The sequence below is a fragment of the Pseudomonas sp. PA-1-6B genome (assembly GCF_021609545.1).
In the GTDB taxonomy this organism is placed as follows: Bacteria; Pseudomonadota; Gammaproteobacteria; order Pseudomonadales; family Pseudomonadaceae; genus Aquipseudomonas; species Aquipseudomonas fluorescens_BV.
Genome location: NZ_WJZM01000087.1, coordinates 1 through 18,039, shown reverse-complemented (window position 1 = coordinate 18,039; position 18,039 = coordinate 1). Strand labels below are relative to the sequence as shown.

Here is an 18,039-nt window from a genome sequence, read left to right as displayed (position 1 = left end):
TCCGGCCAGCGTGGTTTAACGGGGCGCCTAAGATCAAAAGCAGATCAAGATCAAGAGCGGCTCGCTTCGCATCGTGGTTACCGTTGAGCTAACAGAGTTATGTAGATACCTATGCTGCGATGAGGCCACATCAGGCGCCGCGAGGCTTCCTGACCAACCGCAACCCCGCAATCACCACCGCAAACACCGCAAACGTCGTGTTGTACAGCGCCAGCGCCGGCAACCCGAACACCATCCCCAGCACCGCCAGGGCCCACCCCGTACGCCCAGGCACGAAAAACGCCAGCACCGAGGTGACCAATGCCGCCCACCCCAGCAGCTTGAAATGAATCATCAAACCCATGTTCGAACGCACCTGGCATTCCCAGCGGCTGGCCTCATCAGCGCAGATGCCAACCCATTGCCCATCCTCCATGAAGCCATAGCGTGCGGCATAACTGGCGGCCAGCCATAACGGCAGGGCAATAAGCAGCAGGATCAACGGCAAACGACGGGACATGGGGCACTCCGATAGGCAAAAACGGCGCCCAGCTTAATCCCACGGCGGCCGTTAGCAAGGTGTTCGCGCAGATATCTGTTCAACAATGCATGGCAAAGTGTATCGTCTCGCTACTATTACCCCGATTCCGACGTTTAATTCCGACTTTTCGTGCCGAGTGTTGGCACTTCGGTGACAAGGCGGTGGTCATAGCCTGCGAACTTCATTCAGCCCGTTCCTCTTAGGGATTAAGTCATGCTCCGTTCCTTGCGCTGTGCTGCCTTGCTGGGCAGCCTATTTTTGAGTGCGTCAGCACTGGCCGTCGATATCGACCAAGCCAGCTATGGCTACCCTTTGACCAACCCGTTCGAAGCGACCATCGCCACCACACCTCCCGATCTGCGGCCAACCCTGCCGACAGATGACGAGATCAACCAGTCCGACTACACCCTGACGATGCGCCCCGAGCGCGAGTTCAGCCTGCCGGACAATTTCTGGGCGGTGAAGAAACTCACCTACCGCATTGCCAAGCAGGACCGTGCTGCGCCTTTGATCTTCCTGATCGCCGGCACCGGTGCACGCTTTGACAGCAGCATCAACGAATACCTGAAAAAGCTGTATTACCAGGCCGGCTACCATGTGGTGCAGCTCTCCTCGCCAACCAGCTTCGACTTCATCAGCGCCGCTTCGCGCTTCGCCACCCCGGGCATCACCCAGGAAGACGCCGAAGACATGTACCGCGTGATGCAAGCCGTACGCGCGCAGAACGCCTCGTTGCCAGTGACCGACTTCTACCTCACCGGCTACAGCCTGGGCGCCCTGGATGCGGCGTTTGTCAGCAAGCTGGATGAGACCCGCCGCAGCTTCAACTTCAAGAAAGTGCTGCTGCTCAACCCGCCGGTCAACCTCTACACCTCGATCACCAACCTCGACAAGCTGGTACAGACCGAGGTCAAGGGCATCAACAACAGCACCACCTTCTATGAGTTGGTGCTGAGCAAACTGACGCGTTACTTCCAGCAAAAAGGCTACATCGACCTCAACGATGCCTTGCTCTATGACTTCCAGCAGTCCAAGCAGCACCTGAGCAATGAACAGATGGCCATGCTGATCGGCACCTCGTTCCGCTTCTCGGCCGCTGACATTGCGTTCACTTCGGACTTGATCAACCGCCGTGGCCTGATCATTCCGCCCAAGTACCCGATCACCGAAGGCACCAGCCTCACGCCGTTCCTCAAGCGTGCCCTGCAGTGTGACTTCGACTGCTACCTCACCGAACAAGTGATCCCGATGTGGCGCGCTCGTTCCGATGGCGGCAGCCTGCTGCAACTGATCGATCAGGTCAGCTTGTACGCCCTCAAGGACTACCTGCGCGACAGCCCGAAAATCGCCGTGATGCATAACGCCGACGATGTGATCCTCGGCCCTGGCGACCTGGGTTTCCTGCGTAAAACCTTCGGCGATCGCTTGACCGTCTACCCGCTGGGCGGCCACTGCGGCAACCTCAATTACCGCGTCAACGCCGACGCCATGCTGGAGTTCTTCCGTGGCTAAATATCTTCTGCTGCTCGCCGCACTGATGTGCGCAGGCGTGGCCAATGCCGACAACAGCAAGGCCCAAGAACCCGTCAAGGTCGATGCCGACGGCTTCAAGGAGCCGCTGACCAAGCTCAAGTTCAACCCAGGCTTGGACCAGCGTGAGTTCGAACGCTCCACGCTCACCGCGCTCAACGTCTACGACCCACTGGAGTCGTGGAACCGCCGCGTGTACCACTTCAACTATCGCTTCGACCAGTGGGTGTTCCTGCCGGTGGTGAACGGTTACCGCTACGTCACGCCGAGCTTCCTGCGCACCGGCGTGAGCAACTTCTTCAACAATTTGGGCGATGTGCCCAACCTGATGAACAGCTTGTTGCAACTCAAGGGCCACCGCTCCCTGGAAACCACCGGGCGCCTGCTGGTCAACACCACCATTGGCATCGCCGGCCTGTGGGACCCGGCCACCGCCATGGGCCTGCCGCGCCAGAGCGAAGACTTCGGCCAGACCCTGGGCTTCTACGGTGTACCGGGTGGCGCTTATGTGATGCTGCCGATCTTCGGCCCGTCGAACCTGCGTGACACCGGCGGCCTGCTGGTGGACTACAGCGCCGAATCGCAGATCAACTTCCTCAACGTATCCGAAGTCAGCTCCAACCATCCGGAAGTCTGGGCCCTGCGCGCCGTGGACAAGCGCTACCAGACCAGCTTCCGCTACGGCCAGATGAACTCGCCGTTCGAGTATGAGAAGGTGCGGTATATCTACACCGAATCGCGCAAGTTGCAGATTGCCGAGTAAACCGCAGCGACAAAAAAGGCCATTCGATTGAATGGCCTTTTTTATGCCTGCCGTTTCACCCTCGCAGCGCTTTCCAGCCCTTGCCCACCACGCTGACCACTGCCAGAACAACGGCGCCGGCGATGATCCCCGCCACCGCATTGAGCAGCGTTGGCATCAGCCACGCCAACGCGCCGGTGCTCTGGCTCACGGTTTCGACCCAGTGATGCACCACGGGCACGCCATGGGTGAGGATGCCGCCACCGACCATGAACATCGCCGCCGTGCCAATCACCGACAAGCTCTTCATCATGTAGGGGGCCGCACTCAGAATCGCGCCGCCAATACTGCGCGCCACCTGGCCCGGCTTCTGCGTCAGCCACAGCCCCAGGTCGTCGAGCTTGACGATACCGGCCACCAATCCATATACGCCGATGGTCATGACAATGGCGATACCCGACAGCACGATCACCTGCTGCGTGAGCTGCGCGTCGGCGACGATGCCGAGGGTGATGGCAATGATTTCGGCGGAAAGAATAAAGTCGGTACGGATCGCGCCCTTGATCTTGTCTTTCTCGAACGCCACCAGATCGGTTGCCGGGTCGGCCACAGCTTCAGCCAACTGTGCGTGTTCGGCTTGATCTTCAGCCTTGCTGTGCAGGAATTTGTGCGCGAGCTTTTCGAAGCCCTCGAAACACAGGTAGGCGCCGCCGAGCATCAACAGCGGTATCACCGCCCAGGGTGCAAAGGCGCTGATCAACAGGGCCGTCGGCACCAGGATCAGCTTGTTGATAAACGAGCCCTTGGCCACCGCCCACACCACCGGGATTTCTCGCTCGGCGCGCACGCCGGAGACCTGCTGGGCGTTCAGTGCAAGGTCATCGCCCAGCACGCCCGATGTCTTCTTGGCGGCCATTTTTGTCATCAGCGCGACGTCATCGAGTACCGCCGCGATATCGTCAATCAACACCAACAAGCTGCTTCCTGCCATGAACCGGACTTCCGTTAGAGAGAGATGGCGCGAGCATAGCGCGGCGCAAGGCGTTGCGGGCAGATTGTTGAGGCTTGCAGATGGCCGGTGCTACCATGCGCAACCGCCTGTCATGGCAAGGAAACGTCTGGTTTATGAGCAGCATTCGCGAGCGCAACAAAGAAAAAATCCTGCGGGCGGCGAGCGAGGAGTTTGCCGACAAGGGCTTCGCCGCGACCAAAACCAGCGACATCGCCGCCAAGGCCGGGCTGCCCAAGCCCAACGTCTATTACTACTTCAAGTCCAAGGACAACCTTTACCGCGAAGTGCTCGAAAGCATTATCGAGCCGATCCTGGCCGCCTCCACGCCGTTCAACCCCGAAGGCGAGCCCAAGGAAGTATTGAGCAACTACATCCGCTCCAAAATCCGCATCTCCCGCGACCTGCCGTTCGCTTCCAAGGTGTTCGCCAGCGAAATCATGCACGGCGCCCCACACCTGAGCGCCGACCAGGTTGAGCAGCTCAATGCTCAGGCCAAGCACAATATCGATTGCATCCAGAGCTGGGTTGACCGTGGCCTGATCGCCACGATTGACCCCAACCACCTTATGTTCAGCATCTGGGCAGCCACCCAGACCTATGCCGATTTCGACTGGCAGATCTCGGCGGTAACCGGCAAGGCCAAGCTGGATGAATCCGATTATGAGGCGGCGGCGCAGACGATTATTCGGTTGGTGCTCAAGGGGTGTGAGCCGGATTGATAGACCGCGGCGAGGCTATCGCAGGCAAGCCAGCTTCCACCCGGATTTGCGCCGGACACAAAATGTAAAATGGTCACAATCCCCTGTGGGAGCGGGCTTGCCCGCGATAGCGCCCATCCAGACACATCCTGCTAAAAGCCCGCCGATCAGCCTTCGCCCCTCAGTCTAGCCTCTCAGAACACCACCTGAAGAGAGGCCACGGAATGCCTGATTTACCTGCTTCAAAACGCCTGCGCATCGGCCGCTATAACGAGTCCAACCGCATTTACCTGCTCACCACCAACACCCTTGAACGCGAGCCCATCTTCAGCGACTTCAGACTCGGCCGCCTGGTCGTACAACAATTCAGGATCGCCCAATATAAAGGGCTCGCAACATCATTGGCCTGGGTGGTAATGCCTGATCATTTCCATTGGCTTGTTTCTCTGGAGAAAGGTTCGCTTGCCGACTTGATGCGACAAGTTAAATCCAAGAGCACCCGAGTGGTGAATGCGGTGGCTGGTCGCCAAGGTCGCCTCTGGCAACCGGGCTTTCATGACCATGCCGTGCGTCGAGAGGAAAGCCTTGAGGGGATTGCACGTTACATCGTAGCCAATCCACTCAGGGCCGGGCTGGTAAAGAAGTTTGGTGACTATCCGCTGTGGGATGCCATTTGGGTTTGACTGGAGACCGAGTCGACTGCATCGCAGGCAAGCCAGCTCCCACACTGATTGCACTCACACAGTTGAATTTGTGAACACCGCCAATGTGGGAGCCGGCTTGCCTGCGATAGCTTACTCACAGTCAGAACAAATCAAGCCGACACCCCCGCATCCGCCATCAACCCCACTCCTTCTATCGCCGTGATCGCACACTGCTCGTCAATATCGGACGTATCCCCGCTGATCCCGATCGCGCCCAGCACCATGCCGCTCTGATCCCGAATCAACACCCCACCCGGCGCCGGCACGACGCTGCCCTGCCCCAGGCTGTTCAACGCCGCGATAAACGCCGGGCGCTGTTGGGCGTCCAGTGCCAGCAAACGTGAACCCTTGCCCAGGGCAATGGCGCCCCAGGCCTTGCCGATGGCGATTTGCGGGCGTAGCAGGCTGGCGCCGTCTTCGCGTTGCAGGGTGACCAGGTGGCCGCCGCTGTCGAGCACGGCGATGGTCAGTGGCGCAGCCGAAATGGTGCGGCCTGCAGTAAGGGCCTGGGTGGCCAGTTGAGTGGCGAGTTTCAAGGTTAAAGCGCTCATGGGTGCCGTCCTTATCTTGTTATGGGTAATGCGGTGAGGTCTGTTTGATCAGATGCTCGATCAAACAAATAGAACACAATGATGTTTATTTTTGTATACAATATTTTTCAACAAAAGCTCCACACGTCGAAAAAAGCGCTTCCGACGAACGCAAAGGTCAGTTTACGAAAGGCATTGACCAACGCCGCTCGCCGTGAATACACTTTGGATAGACACCACTTGTATACAATTACAAAACGCAAGAGGCACCAAAACCATGAGCAAAATGAGAGCAATCGAAGCCGCCGTCCTGGTGATGCGCCGTGAAGGTGTGGATACCGCCTTCGGTATCCCAGGCGCCGCGATCAACCCGCTGTATTCGGCCTTGCAGAAGGTGGGTGGCATCGATCACGTCCTTGCTCGCCACGTTGAAGGCGCCTCGCACATGGCCGAGGGCTACACCCGTACCAAGGCCGGCAACATCGGCGTGTGCATCGGCACGTCGGGCCCGGCGGGTACCGACATGGTCACCGGCCTGTACAGCGCCTCGGCCGACTCGATCCCGATCCTGTGCATTACCGGCCAAGCCCCCCGCGCCCGGATGCACAAGGAAGACTTCCAGGCCGTTGACATCACCAGCATCGTCAAGCCGGTGACCAAGTGGGCAACCACGGTGCTGGAACCCGGCCAAGTGCCTTACGCGTTCCAGAAGGCCTTCTATGAAATGCGCTCCGGCCGCCCCGGCCCGGTGTTGATCGACCTGCCGTTCGACGTACAGATGGCCGAGATCGAGTTCGACATCGACGCCTACCAGCCGCTGCCTCTGGCCAAGCCGCTGGCGACCCGTGTGCAAGTGGAAAAAGCCCTGGCTCTGCTCGACGCAGCCGAACGCCCATTGCTGGTGAGCGGTGGCGGCGTGATCAACGCCGACGCCAGCGAGTTGCTGGTGGAGTTCGCTGAGCTGACCGGCATCCCGGTGATCCCGACCCTGATGGGCTGGGGCACTATCCCGGACGACCATCCGCTGATGGTGGGCATGGTTGGCCTGCAAACCTCGCACCGCTACGGCAACGCGACGATGCTCAAGTCGGACGTGGTACTGGGCATCGGCAACCGCTGGGCCAACCGTCACACCGGTTCGGTAGAGGTGTACACCGAAGGCCGTAAATTCATTCACGTCGACATCGAGCCGACTCAGATTGGCCGCGTGTTCACGCCGGACCTGGGCATCGTTTCCGACGCCGGCTCCGCGCTGACGATGTTCATTGAAGTGGCCCGCGAGTGGAAAGCCGCCGGCAAGCTCAAGGATCGCAGTGCCTGGTTGCATGACTGCCAACAACGCAAGGCCACCCTGCACCGCAAGACTCACTTCGACAACGTGCCGGTCAAGCCGCAACGCGTTTACGAAGAGATGAACCAGGTGTTCGGCAAAGACACCTGCTACGTCAGCACCATCGGCCTGTCGCAGATTGCCGGCGCGCAATTCTTGCATGTATACAAGCCCCGCCACTGGATCAACTGCGGCCAGGCTGGCCCACTGGGCTGGACCATTCCCGCGGCGCTGGGCGTGGTCAAGGCCGACCCGAGCCGCAAAGTGGTGGCCTTGTCGGGCGACTATGACTTCCAGTTCATGATCGAAGAACTGGCGGTGGGCGCACAGTTCAAGCTGCCGTACATCCATGTGGTAGTGAACAACTCTTACCTGGGCCTGATCCGCCAGGCCCAGCGTGGGTTCGAGATGGACTACTGCGTGCAGCTGTCCTTCGACAACCTCAACGCCCCCGAACTCAACGGCTATGGCGTCGACCATGTGGCGGTTGCCGAGGGCTTGGGCTGCAAGGCCCTGCGTGTGTTCGAGCCAGGCCAGATCCAACCGGCCTTGCGCCGCGCCCAAGAGATGATCGAAGAATTCAAGGTGCCGGTGATCGTTGAGATTATTCTGGAACGGGTGACCAATATTTCCATGGGCACCGAGATCAACGCCGTCAATGAATTCGAAGACCTGGCCCTGGTCGGCAACGATGCGCCGACTGCCATTTCCCTGCTCGATTAAGGAGACCCCTATGCCGCGCTTTGCTGCCAACCTGTCCATGTTGTTTACCGAACAGGATTTCCTTGCCCGCTTCAAAGCGGCTGCCGATGCCGGTTTCCAGGGCGTGGAGTACCTGTTCCCGTATGAATTCAGCTCTGCCGACATCAAGGCGCAGTTGGACGCCAACGGCCTGACCCAGGTGTTGTTCAACCTGCCTGCCGGTGACTGGGCCAAGGGCGAGCGCGGCCTGGCTTGCCACCCGGACCGGGTCGAGGAGTTCCGTGCCGGGGTCAAACTGGCAATCGCCTATGCTCAGGTCTTGGGCAACACCCAGGTCAACTGCCTGGCGGGTATCCGGCCCCAGGGCGTTGATGACGAGACCGTGGAAAAGACCTTTGTCGCCAACCTCAAGTACGCCGCCGAGAAGCTGCAGGCGGCGGGTATCAAGCTGGTGATGGAGATGATCAACACCCGCGACATTCCCGGCTTCTACCTCAACAACACGGCGCAGGCCCTGTCGATTCGCGAGCAAGTGGGCAGCGCCAATCTGTTCCTGCAATACGACATCTACCACATGCAAATCATGGAAGGCGACCTGGCGCGGACCATGGCGGCGCACCTGGGCGAGATCAACCACATTCAACTGGCGGATAACCCTGGGCGCAACGAACCAGGTACCGGTGAGATCAACTACCGCTTCCTGTTCGAGCATCTGGACCGCATTGGTTACGCGGGTTGGGTCGGCTGTGAATACAAGCCGTTGACCACTACCGAGGCGGGCTTGGGTTGGCTCAAAACCCACAACGCCATCTGACAACTGACACAACACAAAATAATGTGGGAGCTGGCTTGCCTGCGATGCGGACACCTCGGTGTATCAGGCATACGGGGGTGATGCCATCGCAGGCAAGCCAGCTCCCACATGAAAAGAGGATTTTGATCATGGCTAAAATCGGATTTATCGGCACCGGCATCATGGGCCAACCCATGGCCGCCAACCTGCAGAAAGCAGGCCATCAACTGTTTCTCTCCGAACATCACGGCAAGGCTCCAGCTGAACTGATCAGCGCCGGCGCCGTGGCGCTGGCCAACCCGCAACAAGTGGCCCAGGAAGCCGAGTTCATCATTATCATGGTGCCCGACACCCCTCAAGTCGATGACGTGCTGTTTCGCGCCGACGGCGTGGCTGCGGGCCTGTCGCCGAACAAGGTGGTGATCGACATGAGCTCGATCTCCCCTACTGCCACCAAAGCATTCGCCGCCAAGGTCAACCAGGCCGGCGCGCAGTACCTGGACGCCCCGGTGTCCGGTGGTGAAGTCGGTGCCAAGGCCGGCACCTTGAGCATTATGGTCGGTGGCGAACCGCAGACGTTCGAACGCGCGCTGCCGCTGTTCCAGAGCATGGGCAAAAACATCACCCTGGTAGGCGGCAATGGCGATGGCCAGACCGCCAAGGTGGCCAACCAGATCATCGTTGCCCTGAACATCCAGGCGGTGGCCGAAGCGTTGTTGTTCGCCTCCAAAAACGGCGCCGACCCGGCCAAGGTGCGGGAAGCGCTGATGGGTGGCTTTGCATCGTCCAAGATCCTGGAAGTGCACGGCGAGCGCATGATCAAGGGCACCTTCGATCCGGGCTTCCGTATCAACCTGCACCAGAAGGACCTGAACCTGGCCCTGGCCGGCGCCAAGGAACTGGGGATCAACCTGCCGAACACCGCCGGCACCCAGCAAGTGTTCAGCACCTGCACGGCAATTGGCGGCGGCAACTGGGACCACTCGGCGCTGATCAAGGGCCTGGAGCATATGGCGAATTTCTCGATTCGCGATAAATAACCCAGCTTGAAATGCACTCCAGTGTGGGAGCTGGCTTGCCTGCTCCCACCTTTGAATGCGCTGCACCTCTAATAACAAGAATCCCCCGGGAGCCCGCTTATGTCGGTCGATCCGCAACACCTGCTTCGCGAGCTGTTTGCCACAGCCATCGACGCCGCCCACCCCCGGCAAGTCCTTGAACCCTACCTGCCTGCCGACCGCAGTGGCCGTGTGATCGTGATCGGCGCCGGTAAAGCCGCGGCCGCCATGGCATTGGTCGTCGAAGATTGTTGGCAGGGCGAAGTCTCGGGCCTGGTGGTCACCCGCTATGGCCATGGCGCGCCATGCAAAAAAATCGAAGTGGTCGAAGCCGCCCACCCGGTTCCGGATGCGGCCGGCCTGGCCGTGGCCCAGCGCGTGCTGGAACTGATCAGCCATCTGGGTGAAGACGACCGTGTGATCTTCCTGCTCTCCGGCGGTGGCTCGGCATTACTCGCCCTGCCCGCCGAGGGCATCACCCTGGCGGACAAACAAGCCATCAACAAAGCCCTGCTTAAATCCGGCGCCACCATTGGCGAGATGAATTGCGTGCGCAAGCACCTCTCGGCCATCAAGGGCGGGCGCTTGGCCAAGGCTGCGTGGCCGGCCACGGTGTACACCTACGCGATCTCCGATGTACCGGGCGACCAGGCCACGGTGATCGCCTCGGGCCCGACGGTCGGCGACCCGAGCACCTCGCAACAGGCCCTGGCGATCCTCAAGCGTTACCACATCGACGCCCCCGCTTCGGTGCGCAGTTGGTTGCAGAACCCGGCCTCGGAAACCGTCAAGCCCGGCGACCCGGTGCTTGCCCGCAGCCACTTCCAATTGATCGCCCGCCCGCAGCAATCCCTGGAAGCGGTAGCAGTAAAAGTGCGCCAGGCCGGTTTCAGCCCGCTGATCCTCGGTGATCTGGAAGGCGAAGCCCGCGATGTGGCCAAGGTACACGCCGGCATCGCCCGGCAGATCGTGCAGCACGGCCAGCCACTGGCGGCACCGTGCGTGATCCTTTCGGGGGGCGAAACCACCGTCACCGTACGCGGCAACGGCCGTGGCGGGCGCAATGCGGAATTCCTGCTCAGCCTCACCGACAGCCTCAAGGGCCTGCCCGGCGTGTACGCCCTGGCCGGCGATACCGATGGCATCGACGGTTCAGAAGACAACGCCGGCGCGATCATGACCCCCTGCAGCTACCGCCGTGCCGAAGCCCTGGGCCTGTCGGCCAGTGATGAGCTGGACAACAACAACGGCTACGGCTATTTCGCCGCCCTGGGCGACTTGATCGTCACCGAGCCGACGCGCACCAACGTCAACGACTTCCGCGCCATCCTGATCCTCGAGACTGCCAACCATGACGCCTGACAAGAAGGTCAAAATCCTCGCCACCCTGGGCCCGGCCACCGACGGTATCGACGACATCCGCGAGCTGGTGGAGGCCGGGGTAAATATCTTCCGCCTCAACTTCAGCCACGGCGACCACGCCGACCATGCCCAGCGCTACCAGTGGATTCGCCAGGTCGAGCGCCAGCTCAACTACCCGCTCGGTATCCTCATGGACCTGCAAGGGCCGAAGCTGCGGATGGGACGCTTTGCCGAGGGCAAGGTGCAGCTCGTACGCGGCCAGGCCCTGCGCCTGGACCTGGATGAAACCTTGGGCGACCAACGCCGGGTCAACCTGCCCCACCCGGAAATCATCGCGGCCCTGGAGCCGGGCATGGACCTGCTGCTCGACGACGGCAAGCTGCGCCTGCGCGTGATCACCAAGCATGCCGACGCCATCGACACCACCGTGCTCAATGGCGGCGAACTGTCTGACCGCAAAGGTGTGAACGTCCCACAAGCGCTGTTGGAACTGAGCCCACTCACCGCCAAGGACCGCCGCGACCTGAGCTTCGGCCTGGAGCTGGGTGTGGACTGGGTGGCGCTGTCGTTTGTGCAGCGCCCGGAAGACATCCGCGAAGCCCGCGAGCTGATCGGCGATAAAGCGTTTTTGATGGCCAAGATCGAAAAGCCTTCGGCGGTGCAACGGTTGCGTGAAATCGCCGAACTGAGTGACGCGATCATGGTGGCCCGGGGTGATTTGGGCGTGGAAGTGCCGGCCGAGAGCGTGCCGCAGATCCAGAAAGACATCATCAGCACCTGCCGCCAACTGGGTAAGCCGGTGGTGGTGGCCACGCAGATGCTCGAATCCATGCGTTTCTCGCCGGCACCCACCCGCGCCGAAGTCACCGATGTCGCCAACGCGGTGGCTGAAGGCGCCGACGCGGTGATGCTGTCGGCGGAAACCGCCTCGGGCGAGTACCCGCTGGAAGCGGTGCAGATGATGAGCAAGATCATCCGCCAGGTGGAAAACGGCCCTGACTACCAGGCACAGCTGGATGTCAGCCGGCCCAAGGCAGATGCCACGGTGTCGGACGCCATCAGCTGCGCGATCCGCCGCATCAGCAGCATCCTGCCGGTGGCGGTGCTGGTGAACTACAGCGAGTCCGGCAGTTCCAGCTTGCGCGCGGCGCGGGAGCGGCCCGTGGCGCCGATCCTCAACCTCACACCCAACCTGTCCACGGCGCGACGCCTGAGCGTGGCGTGGGGCGTGCACTCGGTGGTCAATGATCGGCTGCGCCAGGTGGATGAGGTGTGTTCCACCGCACTGGAAATTGCCCAGGCCCAGGGCATGGCGCAGCGTGGCGATACCTTGGTGATTACCGCAGGGGTGCCGTTCGGGCAGCCGGGGTCCACCAATTCGCTGCGTATAGAGACGCTGATTTAGCGCCTGTCAGGGCCTCATCGCGGGCAAGCCCGGCTCCCACCTTTGATCGAGTTTGCATGTCGAACATCAATCAAATGTGGGAGCTGGCTTGCCTGCGATGAGGGCAACTCGGTCTTATTGACTCAACCCCAATGCACAACCCAACCTGCCCCGACTGGGCCGAAGCCCTGCTCAACGGCTTCAGCCAAATCTTCCTGCAGCGCCACCCGCTGTGCGGCCTGCTGTGCCTGCTGGCGATCCTGATCGGTGCCCCGGCCTTGCTTGGCGGTGCCTTGCTGGGGGGCGTCGCAGGGTTGCTCACGGCCCAGCGCCGGGGGTATCCCAAGGCCGAGCGCCAGGCCGGGCTGTATAGCTACAACGGCGTATTGCTGGGCCTGTTGATCAGCCAGCACTTTGCCTGGTCGGCGCTGGTGCCGCCGCTGATCCTGGCGTGCGGCGGCGTGAGTGCCATCCTCACTCGGCACTGGTTGAAACACGCGACCCAACCCCTGGATTTGCCAGCGTACACCGCCCCCTTTGTTGGCCTGGGCTGGTTGCTGCTCGGCCAGGTCCCGCAGAACACCCTTGCGCTGAGCGAGCCCGACACTGTCGCTGTACTGGCCGCACCCTTCACCGGCCTCGGGCAAATCATGCTGTTGGACCAGCCCCTGGCGGGTGTGCTGATCGCCCTGGGCTTGCTGCTGGCCGACCGTCGCGCCGTCGCGTGGGCCTTGGGCGGCGCCACTCTCGGCATGCTGGCCGGCCTGTGGTTGAACGACCCCACTGGCGCCCTGCTCGGCCTGCACAGCTATAACCCCGCGCTGGCCGCACTGGCCCTGTGCTCGTCGCGTCGCCAGCCTTGGTTGCCACTGCTGGGTATCGGCCTGGCCATCCTGCTCACCCCTGGCTTTGGCGGCCTGCACCTGCCCGCGCTGACCGCGCCATTTATCCTCGCGTGCTGGCTGGTGCGCGCCGGTCAGCGAATGCTGCACAAGCCTCACATGGACAGCCCGTTCGAATCGCCCTAGGCTTGCTCGATATTCGTTTCAGGCAGGGTTTATGGACAGCAACAACGACTGGCGCCAGCGCCTCTACATCATGGTGTTCCAAAGCGACACCGTCGCCGGGCGGCGCTTTGACGGCATCCTGCTGCTGATCATCCTCGCCAGCCTGGTGATCGTGATGCTCGACAGCATCGACACAATCCACCAGAACTACGCCAACGTGCTGGCCTATATCGAATGGGGCTTCACGCTGATCTTCGCCATCGAGTACGGCCTGCGCCTGTATTGCTCGCCCAAGCCGCTGCGCTATGCCTTCAGTTTTTATGGCTTGGTGGACCTGCTCGCCATCGTCCCCGGCATCCTCGCGCTGTACTACAGCGACGCCCAGTATCTGCTGATCATCCGCATCATCCGGATGCTGCGCATCTTCCGCGTGCTCAAGCTCAGCCCGTATCTCAAGCAGGCCAACTACCTGATGGCGGCGCTGCGCGGCAGCAAGCAGAAAATCGTGGTGTTCCTGGTCAGCGTGTGCACCCTGGTGACGGTGTTCGGCACCTTGATGTACGTGATCGAAGGCCCGGAACATGGCTTTACCAGTATTCCCAAGGGCATCTACTGGGCGATCGTCACCCTGACCACCGTGGGCTTCGGCGATATCGTGCCCAAGACGCCCCTGGGCCAGGTGATTTCTTCGCTGGTGATGATCACCGGTTACTCGATCATCGCCGTGCCGACGGGTATTTTTACCGCTGAACTGGCCAGTGCCATGCGCGGCGAACAGCTGCATACCGACTGCCCAGTGTGCAAGAAGGACAGCCATGAACCCAACGCCGCGTTTTGCGCGCGCTGTGGCAGCAATCTGTTTCGCAAACTGGAATAAGCAAAGTTCGTTTTAATCTTTAAAGCTCTATGCAGGCCCGGCTATAGTCGCTGGCAAATTGCCTCCCCTCTTCTCGAACAACAAGGAATGAGCAGTGAAAAAAATCCTCAGCGCCTCTCTACTGGCCGCCGGCCTAGCCTTGGCGGGCTCCGCCCAGGCAGCGACCACCCTGCTCAACGTCTCCTACGACGTGATGCGCGACTTCTACAAGGACTACAACGCCGCTTTCCAGAAGCACTGGGCAGCCGAGCATCCGGACGACAAGCTGACGTTGCAGATGTCCTTCGGCGGCTCCAGCAAACAGGCACGCTCAGTGATCGACGGCCTGCCCGCCGACGTGATCACGATGAACATGGCTACCGATATCAATGCCCTGGTCGACAACGGCAAGCTGGTGCCGGACAACTGGGTGACACGCCTGCCGAACAACAGTGCGCCATTCACCTCAGCCACGGTGTTTATTGTGCGCAAAGGTAACCCCAAGGCCCTGAAGGACTGGCCCGACCTGCTCAAGGACGGCGTGCAGGTAATCGTGCCCAACCCTAAGACCTCGGGTAACGGCCGCTACACCTATCTGTCGGCCTGGGGTTACGTGCTGAAGAACGGCGGCGATGAAGAAAAGGCCAAGACCTTCGTTGGCAAGTTGTTCAAGCAAGCGCCAGTGCTGGACACCGGTGGCCGCGCCGCCACCACCACCTTCATGACCAACCAGATTGGCGACGTGCTGGTGACCTTTGAAAACGAAGCAGAAATGATTGCCCGCGAGTTTGGCCGTGATCAGTTCGAAGTGGTCTATCCAAGCGTTTCCGCCGAAGCCGAACCGCCGGTGTCGGTGGTGGATAAAGTGGTCGAGAAAAAAGGCAGCCGTGTCGTGGCCGAGGACTACCTCAAGTATCTGTGGTCGCCCGAGGGCCAGGAAATTGCGGCCAACAACTATCTGCGCCCACGGGACCCGAAGGTGCTGGCCAAGTACACCGACCGGTTCCCCAAGGTGGACTTCCTGTCGGTGGAGAAGACCTTCGGCGACTGGCGCACAGTGCAAAAGACCCATTTCAATGATGGCGGGGTGTTTGACCAGATCTACTCTGGCCAATAACCCATCTGACTGAATCAACTCGGTCAAACCTGTGGGAGCTGGCTTGCCTGCGAAAGCGCTCTATCAGTCATATTTCTGGTGACTGGTGCACCGCCATCGCAGGCAAGCCAGCTCCCACTTTTTTGCGTAGGGCAGATGTGTCTGAATGTATCATCAGCCGGCATAAGTGATATCACCACAAGCAGCCTACTCACTTGAGAGCCTTGTCTTTACTCTCTCACGCCATCGTCCTTCGCCTTTATGAGTACACCATGAACGCAACCTCTCACGCTGCAGGCACCATGACTCGGGGCATGGTCATGCTGTTCGCGTTTTGCTGCGGCGCCATCGTCGCCAACATCTACTATGCGCAACCGATCATCGAGCTGATTGCCCCGGACATTGGCCTGACGCCGGCAATGGCCAGCCTGATCGTGTCCCTCACGCAAATCGGCTATGCCCTGGGCCTGTTTTTCCTGGTGCCTCTGGGCGACCTGCTGGAAAACCGCAAGCTGATGATCGCCACCACCGTCGTGGCGATCGCCAGCCTGTTGGGTGCGGCGTTTATCGAACAGCCGAATCTGTTCTTGCTGGTGTCGCTGCTGATCGGTTTCAGTTCCGTCTCGGTGCAGATCCTGATTCCGCTGGCCGCACACCTGGCGCCGGCCGAATCCCGGGGCCGGGTGGTTGGCAGCATCATGGGAGGCCTGTTGCTGGGCATCCTGCTGGCACGGCCGGTGTCGAGCGTGGTGGCCGACCACTTCGGCTGGCGTGCGATGTTCATGGCCGCCGCCGCACTGATGGCGTTCATCAGCGTGGTGCTGATGCTGACCATTCCCAAGCGCCAACCCGATCACAGTGCCAGCTATGGCCAGTTGCTGCGCTCCCTGGGCACCCTGTTGCGTGAGCAACCGCTGTTGCGCCAGCGGGCGTTCTACCAGGGTTGCATGTTCGCCGCCTTCAGCCTGTTCTGGACCGCCGCACCGCTGGAACTGGCACGTAACCACGGCCTGAGCCAAAGCGAGATCGCACTGTTTGCCCTGGTCGGTGCCCTTGGCGCCATCGCCGCGCCCATGGCTGGTCGCCTGGCCGATGCCGGCCATACCCACCGCGCCTCGCTGCTGGCGATGCTGTTTGGCGCGCTGAGTTTCCTGCCGGCGTTGGTACACCCGCTCTACAGCGTGATCGGCCTGGCAGTCACCGGTGTGGTTCTGGACTTCTGCGTGCAGATGAATATGGTCCTCGGCCAGCGCGCCATCTACGCCCTCGATGCCAACAGCCGCAGCCGCCTGAACGCGCTGTACATGACCAGCATTTTTATCGGCGGTGCGTTCGGTTCGGCGATTGCCAGCAGCGTGTATGAACATGGCGGCTGGTTGGCCGTCATGCTGGTGGGCAGCGCATTTGCGCTGGTGGCCTTGTTGCGCTTCCTGAGTGCGTCACGTAAAGCCGCGTCGGCCACTGCCCAAGCGTCCTGACGGTTCCTTAGGCTCATAAAAACTTTTCACAACGCACAAAGGGGCGGGACTTAATCAATCATTGAGTGAGTCCCGCCCCGCGTTGCGTCAAACAATGGCGACCCTCAAAGGTGCCCGGTCAAGTCGTTAGAGATAACCGCCATCTTTGATGTTGAGCCCAATGACAAGTCGGCATGGGTGCGTATTGAGAAATATGAGCTCCGTCTCCGGGTTTTATCTGAGCGCTGGCATTACCCATGCACTACATTACCGGGGACTGGGTCAGGTGCTCACGCTATGCCCGTGCTCCAGGCAACACAGCAAGCGCTCGACGGTATGCGCCAACGGGCCGGAATTATCCAATACGAACAACCCCGCGCCATGACCGGCAATCAATTCGGCAGTGAACCGCGCATTGCGCGCGAGGCGCTCCTCGATATCCGCCAATGACTCCCGCCCACGCGCAATCAGACGCTGGCGCAGCACCGCTTGGTCCACCGTCAGCAGCAATACCAGCAAGGTCGGATAACGCTCACGGGTTTGCTCCAGGTGCGCACGGGAACCGTTGACCAGAACGTCGTCCCCCGCGGCCAGCCAATCGTCGATTTCCCTGGGGATGCCGTAGGACAAGCCGTTAGCCTGCCAGCTCAAGGCAAATGCGCCCTCGGCCTCCATGGCCGCAAACTGCTCGGGGCTCACACCTTGCGCCGCTTCGCCCACCGCCTCCGCGGACCGAGTGATCACCCGTCGCACCATGCGGCACCCACGCTCAACCAGACGTGGGCGTGCGGCATCCAGCAGACTGTCTTTGCCCGAACCCGATGGCCCGATGAGATAGATCAACCTGCCTGCCATTAAAAACCCTCTTCGCTTGTCCCCACACAGGTGCATCCCCGGGACCACTGCGCAGCGCCTGGTTTGCAACCGGGGAGCCGCGTCGTAGTAGCCGCAGGAAAGTATACCTAGCAATCCTTCCCACGCCAGGCCAGCAATCGCCACATCACTACAGCGCACTGCGCATTCGGCGCATACACCGGGCTTTAATTGCTTGGCCCTACCGTGATCTACACAGTGCGTTTGAAAGCCATGAAAAAGGCGACCCTCAGGCCTAATGCCAGTCAGTTAAGAGCGAGAGCAGACAACCAGTGACTTGTGGCGAGGGAGCTTGCTCCCGCTGGACTGCGTAGCAGTCCCATTTTTGGGGCCGCTTCGCGCCCCAGCGGGAGCAAGCTCCCTCGCCACAGTTACCGATTCTGTC

The 18,039-nt window shown here is 60.8% G+C and carries 17 protein-coding genes; 13 read left to right on the top strand and 4 right to left on the bottom strand.

The window, feature by feature from the left end; translation table 11 throughout:
- Nucleotides 1-130 precede the first annotated feature (130 nt).
- Complete coding sequence (locus GIV35_RS25975; protein WP_200648837.1) at nucleotides 131-499, bottom strand: hypothetical protein; 369 nt, start codon at nucleotides 497-499, stop codon at nucleotides 131-133.
- A 234-nt stretch (nucleotides 500-733) separates the two neighbouring features.
- On the opposite strand from GIV35_RS25975, the gene GIV35_RS25970 reads away from it, so the two are divergent.
- Both GIV35_RS25970 and GIV35_RS25965 read left to right on the top strand, forming a co-directional pair.
- Nucleotides 734-2,032: a serine protein kinase PrkA gene (locus tag GIV35_RS25970; RefSeq protein WP_003189995.1), complete on the top strand. Its 1,299-nt coding sequence runs from the start codon at nucleotides 734-736 to the stop codon at nucleotides 2,030-2,032.
- Nucleotides 2,025-2,813, top strand: a complete 789-nt coding sequence (locus GIV35_RS25965; RefSeq protein ID WP_054898378.1) for an MlaA family lipoprotein — start codon at nucleotides 2,025-2,027, stop codon at nucleotides 2,811-2,813. Before GIV35_RS25970 ends, GIV35_RS25965 begins: the two co-directional genes overlap by 8 nt.
- A gap of 55 nt (nucleotides 2,814-2,868) precedes the next feature.
- On the opposite strand, the gene GIV35_RS25960 is transcribed toward GIV35_RS25965, so the two are convergent.
- A complete protein-coding gene (locus GIV35_RS25960) occupies nucleotides 2,869-3,783 on the bottom strand; it encodes a DUF808 domain-containing protein (RefSeq protein ID WP_105226281.1) in 915 nt (304 codons plus the stop codon).
- Between the two features lie 134 nt (nucleotides 3,784-3,917).
- On the opposite strand from GIV35_RS25960, the gene GIV35_RS25955 reads away from it, so the two are divergent.
- On the top strand, nucleotides 3,918-4,523 hold the full coding sequence (locus tag GIV35_RS25955) for a TetR/AcrR family transcriptional regulator (protein WP_213154047.1): 606 nt from the start codon (nucleotides 3,918-3,920) through the stop codon (nucleotides 4,521-4,523).
- Between the two features lie 203 nt (nucleotides 4,524-4,726).
- Nucleotides 4,727-5,185, top strand: coding sequence for an REP-associated tyrosine transposase (locus GIV35_RS25950; protein ID WP_186608068.1), 459 nt, complete (start codon nucleotides 4,727-4,729; stop codon nucleotides 5,183-5,185).
- 131 nt (nucleotides 5,186-5,316) lie between these two features.
- Here GIV35_RS25950 and GIV35_RS25945 read toward each other — a convergent pair whose 3' ends face one another.
- Nucleotides 5,317-5,757 carry a GlcG/HbpS family heme-binding protein gene (locus GIV35_RS25945; RefSeq protein WP_020302584.1) on the bottom strand — a complete coding sequence of 147 codons (441 nt, stop codon included), beginning with the start codon at nucleotides 5,755-5,757 and terminating at the stop codon, nucleotides 5,317-5,319.
- 256 nt (nucleotides 5,758-6,013) lie between these two features.
- Here GIV35_RS25945 and gcl point away from each other — a divergent pair, with 256 nt between their 5' ends.
- From gcl to GIV35_RS25900, 9 genes are all read left to right on the top strand, one after another.
- Entirely contained in the window at nucleotides 6,014-7,789 is a 1,776-nt protein-coding gene (gene gcl / locus GIV35_RS25940) for a glyoxylate carboligase (RefSeq protein ID WP_003189987.1), read from the top strand.
- 10 nt (nucleotides 7,790-7,799) lie between these two features.
- On the top strand, nucleotides 7,800-8,582 hold the full coding sequence (hyi, locus tag GIV35_RS25935) for a hydroxypyruvate isomerase (protein ID WP_014717718.1): 783 nt from the start codon (nucleotides 7,800-7,802) through the stop codon (nucleotides 8,580-8,582).
- 128 nt (nucleotides 8,583-8,710) lie between these two features.
- Nucleotides 8,711-9,601, top strand: coding sequence for a 2-hydroxy-3-oxopropionate reductase (locus GIV35_RS25930; RefSeq protein ID WP_236265493.1), 891 nt, complete (start codon nucleotides 8,711-8,713; stop codon nucleotides 9,599-9,601).
- Nucleotides 9,602-9,700: 99 nt separating this feature from the next.
- Complete coding sequence (locus GIV35_RS25925) at nucleotides 9,701-10,981, top strand: glycerate kinase type-2 family protein (protein ID WP_202691391.1); 1,281 nt, start codon at nucleotides 9,701-9,703, stop codon at nucleotides 10,979-10,981.
- Nucleotides 10,971-12,386, top strand: coding sequence for a pyruvate kinase (gene pyk / locus GIV35_RS25920; protein ID WP_236265496.1), 1,416 nt, complete (start codon nucleotides 10,971-10,973; stop codon nucleotides 12,384-12,386). The genes GIV35_RS25925 and pyk overlap by 11 nt, the downstream gene beginning before the upstream one ends.
- 131 nt (nucleotides 12,387-12,517) lie before the next feature.
- Complete coding sequence (locus tag GIV35_RS25915) at nucleotides 12,518-13,393, top strand: urea transporter (RefSeq protein WP_236265498.1); 876 nt, start codon at nucleotides 12,518-12,520, stop codon at nucleotides 13,391-13,393.
- Nucleotides 13,394-13,424: 31 nt separating this feature from the next.
- Nucleotides 13,425-14,249 (top strand): ion transporter, encoded by an 825-nt coding sequence (locus GIV35_RS25910; protein ID WP_236265500.1) that lies wholly within the window; start codon nucleotides 13,425-13,427, stop codon nucleotides 14,247-14,249.
- 94 nt (nucleotides 14,250-14,343) lie between these two features.
- The gene (locus GIV35_RS25905; RefSeq protein ID WP_236265502.1) at nucleotides 14,344-15,345 is read left to right on the top strand and encodes a sulfate ABC transporter substrate-binding protein; all 1,002 of its coding nucleotides are present in this window, start codon (nucleotides 14,344-14,346) and stop codon (nucleotides 15,343-15,345) included.
- 251 nt (nucleotides 15,346-15,596) lie between these two features.
- A complete protein-coding gene (locus tag GIV35_RS25900) occupies nucleotides 15,597-16,802 on the top strand; it encodes an MFS transporter (protein WP_236265504.1) in 1,206 nt (401 codons plus the stop codon).
- 261 nt (nucleotides 16,803-17,063) lie between these two features.
- On the opposite strand, the gene phnN is transcribed toward GIV35_RS25900, so the two are convergent.
- Nucleotides 17,064-17,636 carry a phosphonate metabolism protein/1,5-bisphosphokinase (PRPP-forming) PhnN gene (gene phnN, locus GIV35_RS25895; protein ID WP_223024325.1) on the bottom strand — a complete coding sequence of 191 codons (573 nt, stop codon included), beginning with the start codon at nucleotides 17,634-17,636 and terminating at the stop codon, nucleotides 17,064-17,066.
- Between the last annotated feature and the right edge of the window lie 403 nt (nucleotides 17,637-18,039).

Excerpts from the sequence above, each read along its gene's own strand:
- GIV35_RS25945 (WP_020302584.1), bottom strand. The coding sequence starts at position 5,757 with ATGAGCGCTTTAACCTTGAAACTCGCCACTCAACTGGCCACCCAGGCC.
- pyk (WP_236265496.1), top strand. The coding sequence starts at position 10,971 with ATGACGCCTGACAAGAAGGTCAAAATCCTCGCCACCCTGGGCCCGGCC.
- GIV35_RS25930 (WP_236265493.1), top strand. The coding sequence starts at position 8,711 with ATGGCTAAAATCGGATTTATCGGCACCGGCATCATGGGCCAACCCATG.
- GIV35_RS25950 (WP_186608068.1), top strand. The coding sequence starts at position 4,727 with ATGCCTGATTTACCTGCTTCAAAACGCCTGCGCATCGGCCGCTATAAC.
- GIV35_RS25925 (WP_202691391.1), top strand. The coding sequence starts at position 9,701 with ATGTCGGTCGATCCGCAACACCTGCTTCGCGAGCTGTTTGCCACAGCC.
- GIV35_RS25960 (WP_105226281.1), bottom strand. The coding sequence starts at position 3,783 with ATGGCAGGAAGCAGCTTGTTGGTGTTGATTGACGATATCGCGGCGGTA.
- GIV35_RS25900 (WP_236265504.1), top strand. The coding sequence starts at position 15,597 with ATGAACGCAACCTCTCACGCTGCAGGCACCATGACTCGGGGCATGGTC.
- GIV35_RS25910 (WP_236265500.1), top strand. The coding sequence starts at position 13,425 with ATGGACAGCAACAACGACTGGCGCCAGCGCCTCTACATCATGGTGTTC.
- gcl (WP_003189987.1), top strand. The coding sequence starts at position 6,014 with ATGAGCAAAATGAGAGCAATCGAAGCCGCCGTCCTGGTGATGCGCCGT.
- GIV35_RS25955 (WP_213154047.1), top strand. The coding sequence starts at position 3,918 with ATGAGCAGCATTCGCGAGCGCAACAAAGAAAAAATCCTGCGGGCGGCG.
- GIV35_RS25970 (WP_003189995.1), top strand. The coding sequence starts at position 734 with ATGCTCCGTTCCTTGCGCTGTGCTGCCTTGCTGGGCAGCCTATTTTTG.
- phnN (WP_223024325.1), bottom strand. The coding sequence starts at position 17,636 with ATGGCAGGCAGGTTGATCTATCTCATCGGGCCATCGGGTTCGGGCAAA.
- hyi (WP_014717718.1), top strand. The coding sequence starts at position 7,800 with ATGCCGCGCTTTGCTGCCAACCTGTCCATGTTGTTTACCGAACAGGAT.
- GIV35_RS25915 (WP_236265498.1), top strand. The coding sequence starts at position 12,518 with ATGCACAACCCAACCTGCCCCGACTGGGCCGAAGCCCTGCTCAACGGC.
- GIV35_RS25975 (WP_200648837.1), bottom strand. The coding sequence starts at position 499 with ATGTCCCGTCGTTTGCCGTTGATCCTGCTGCTTATTGCCCTGCCGTTA.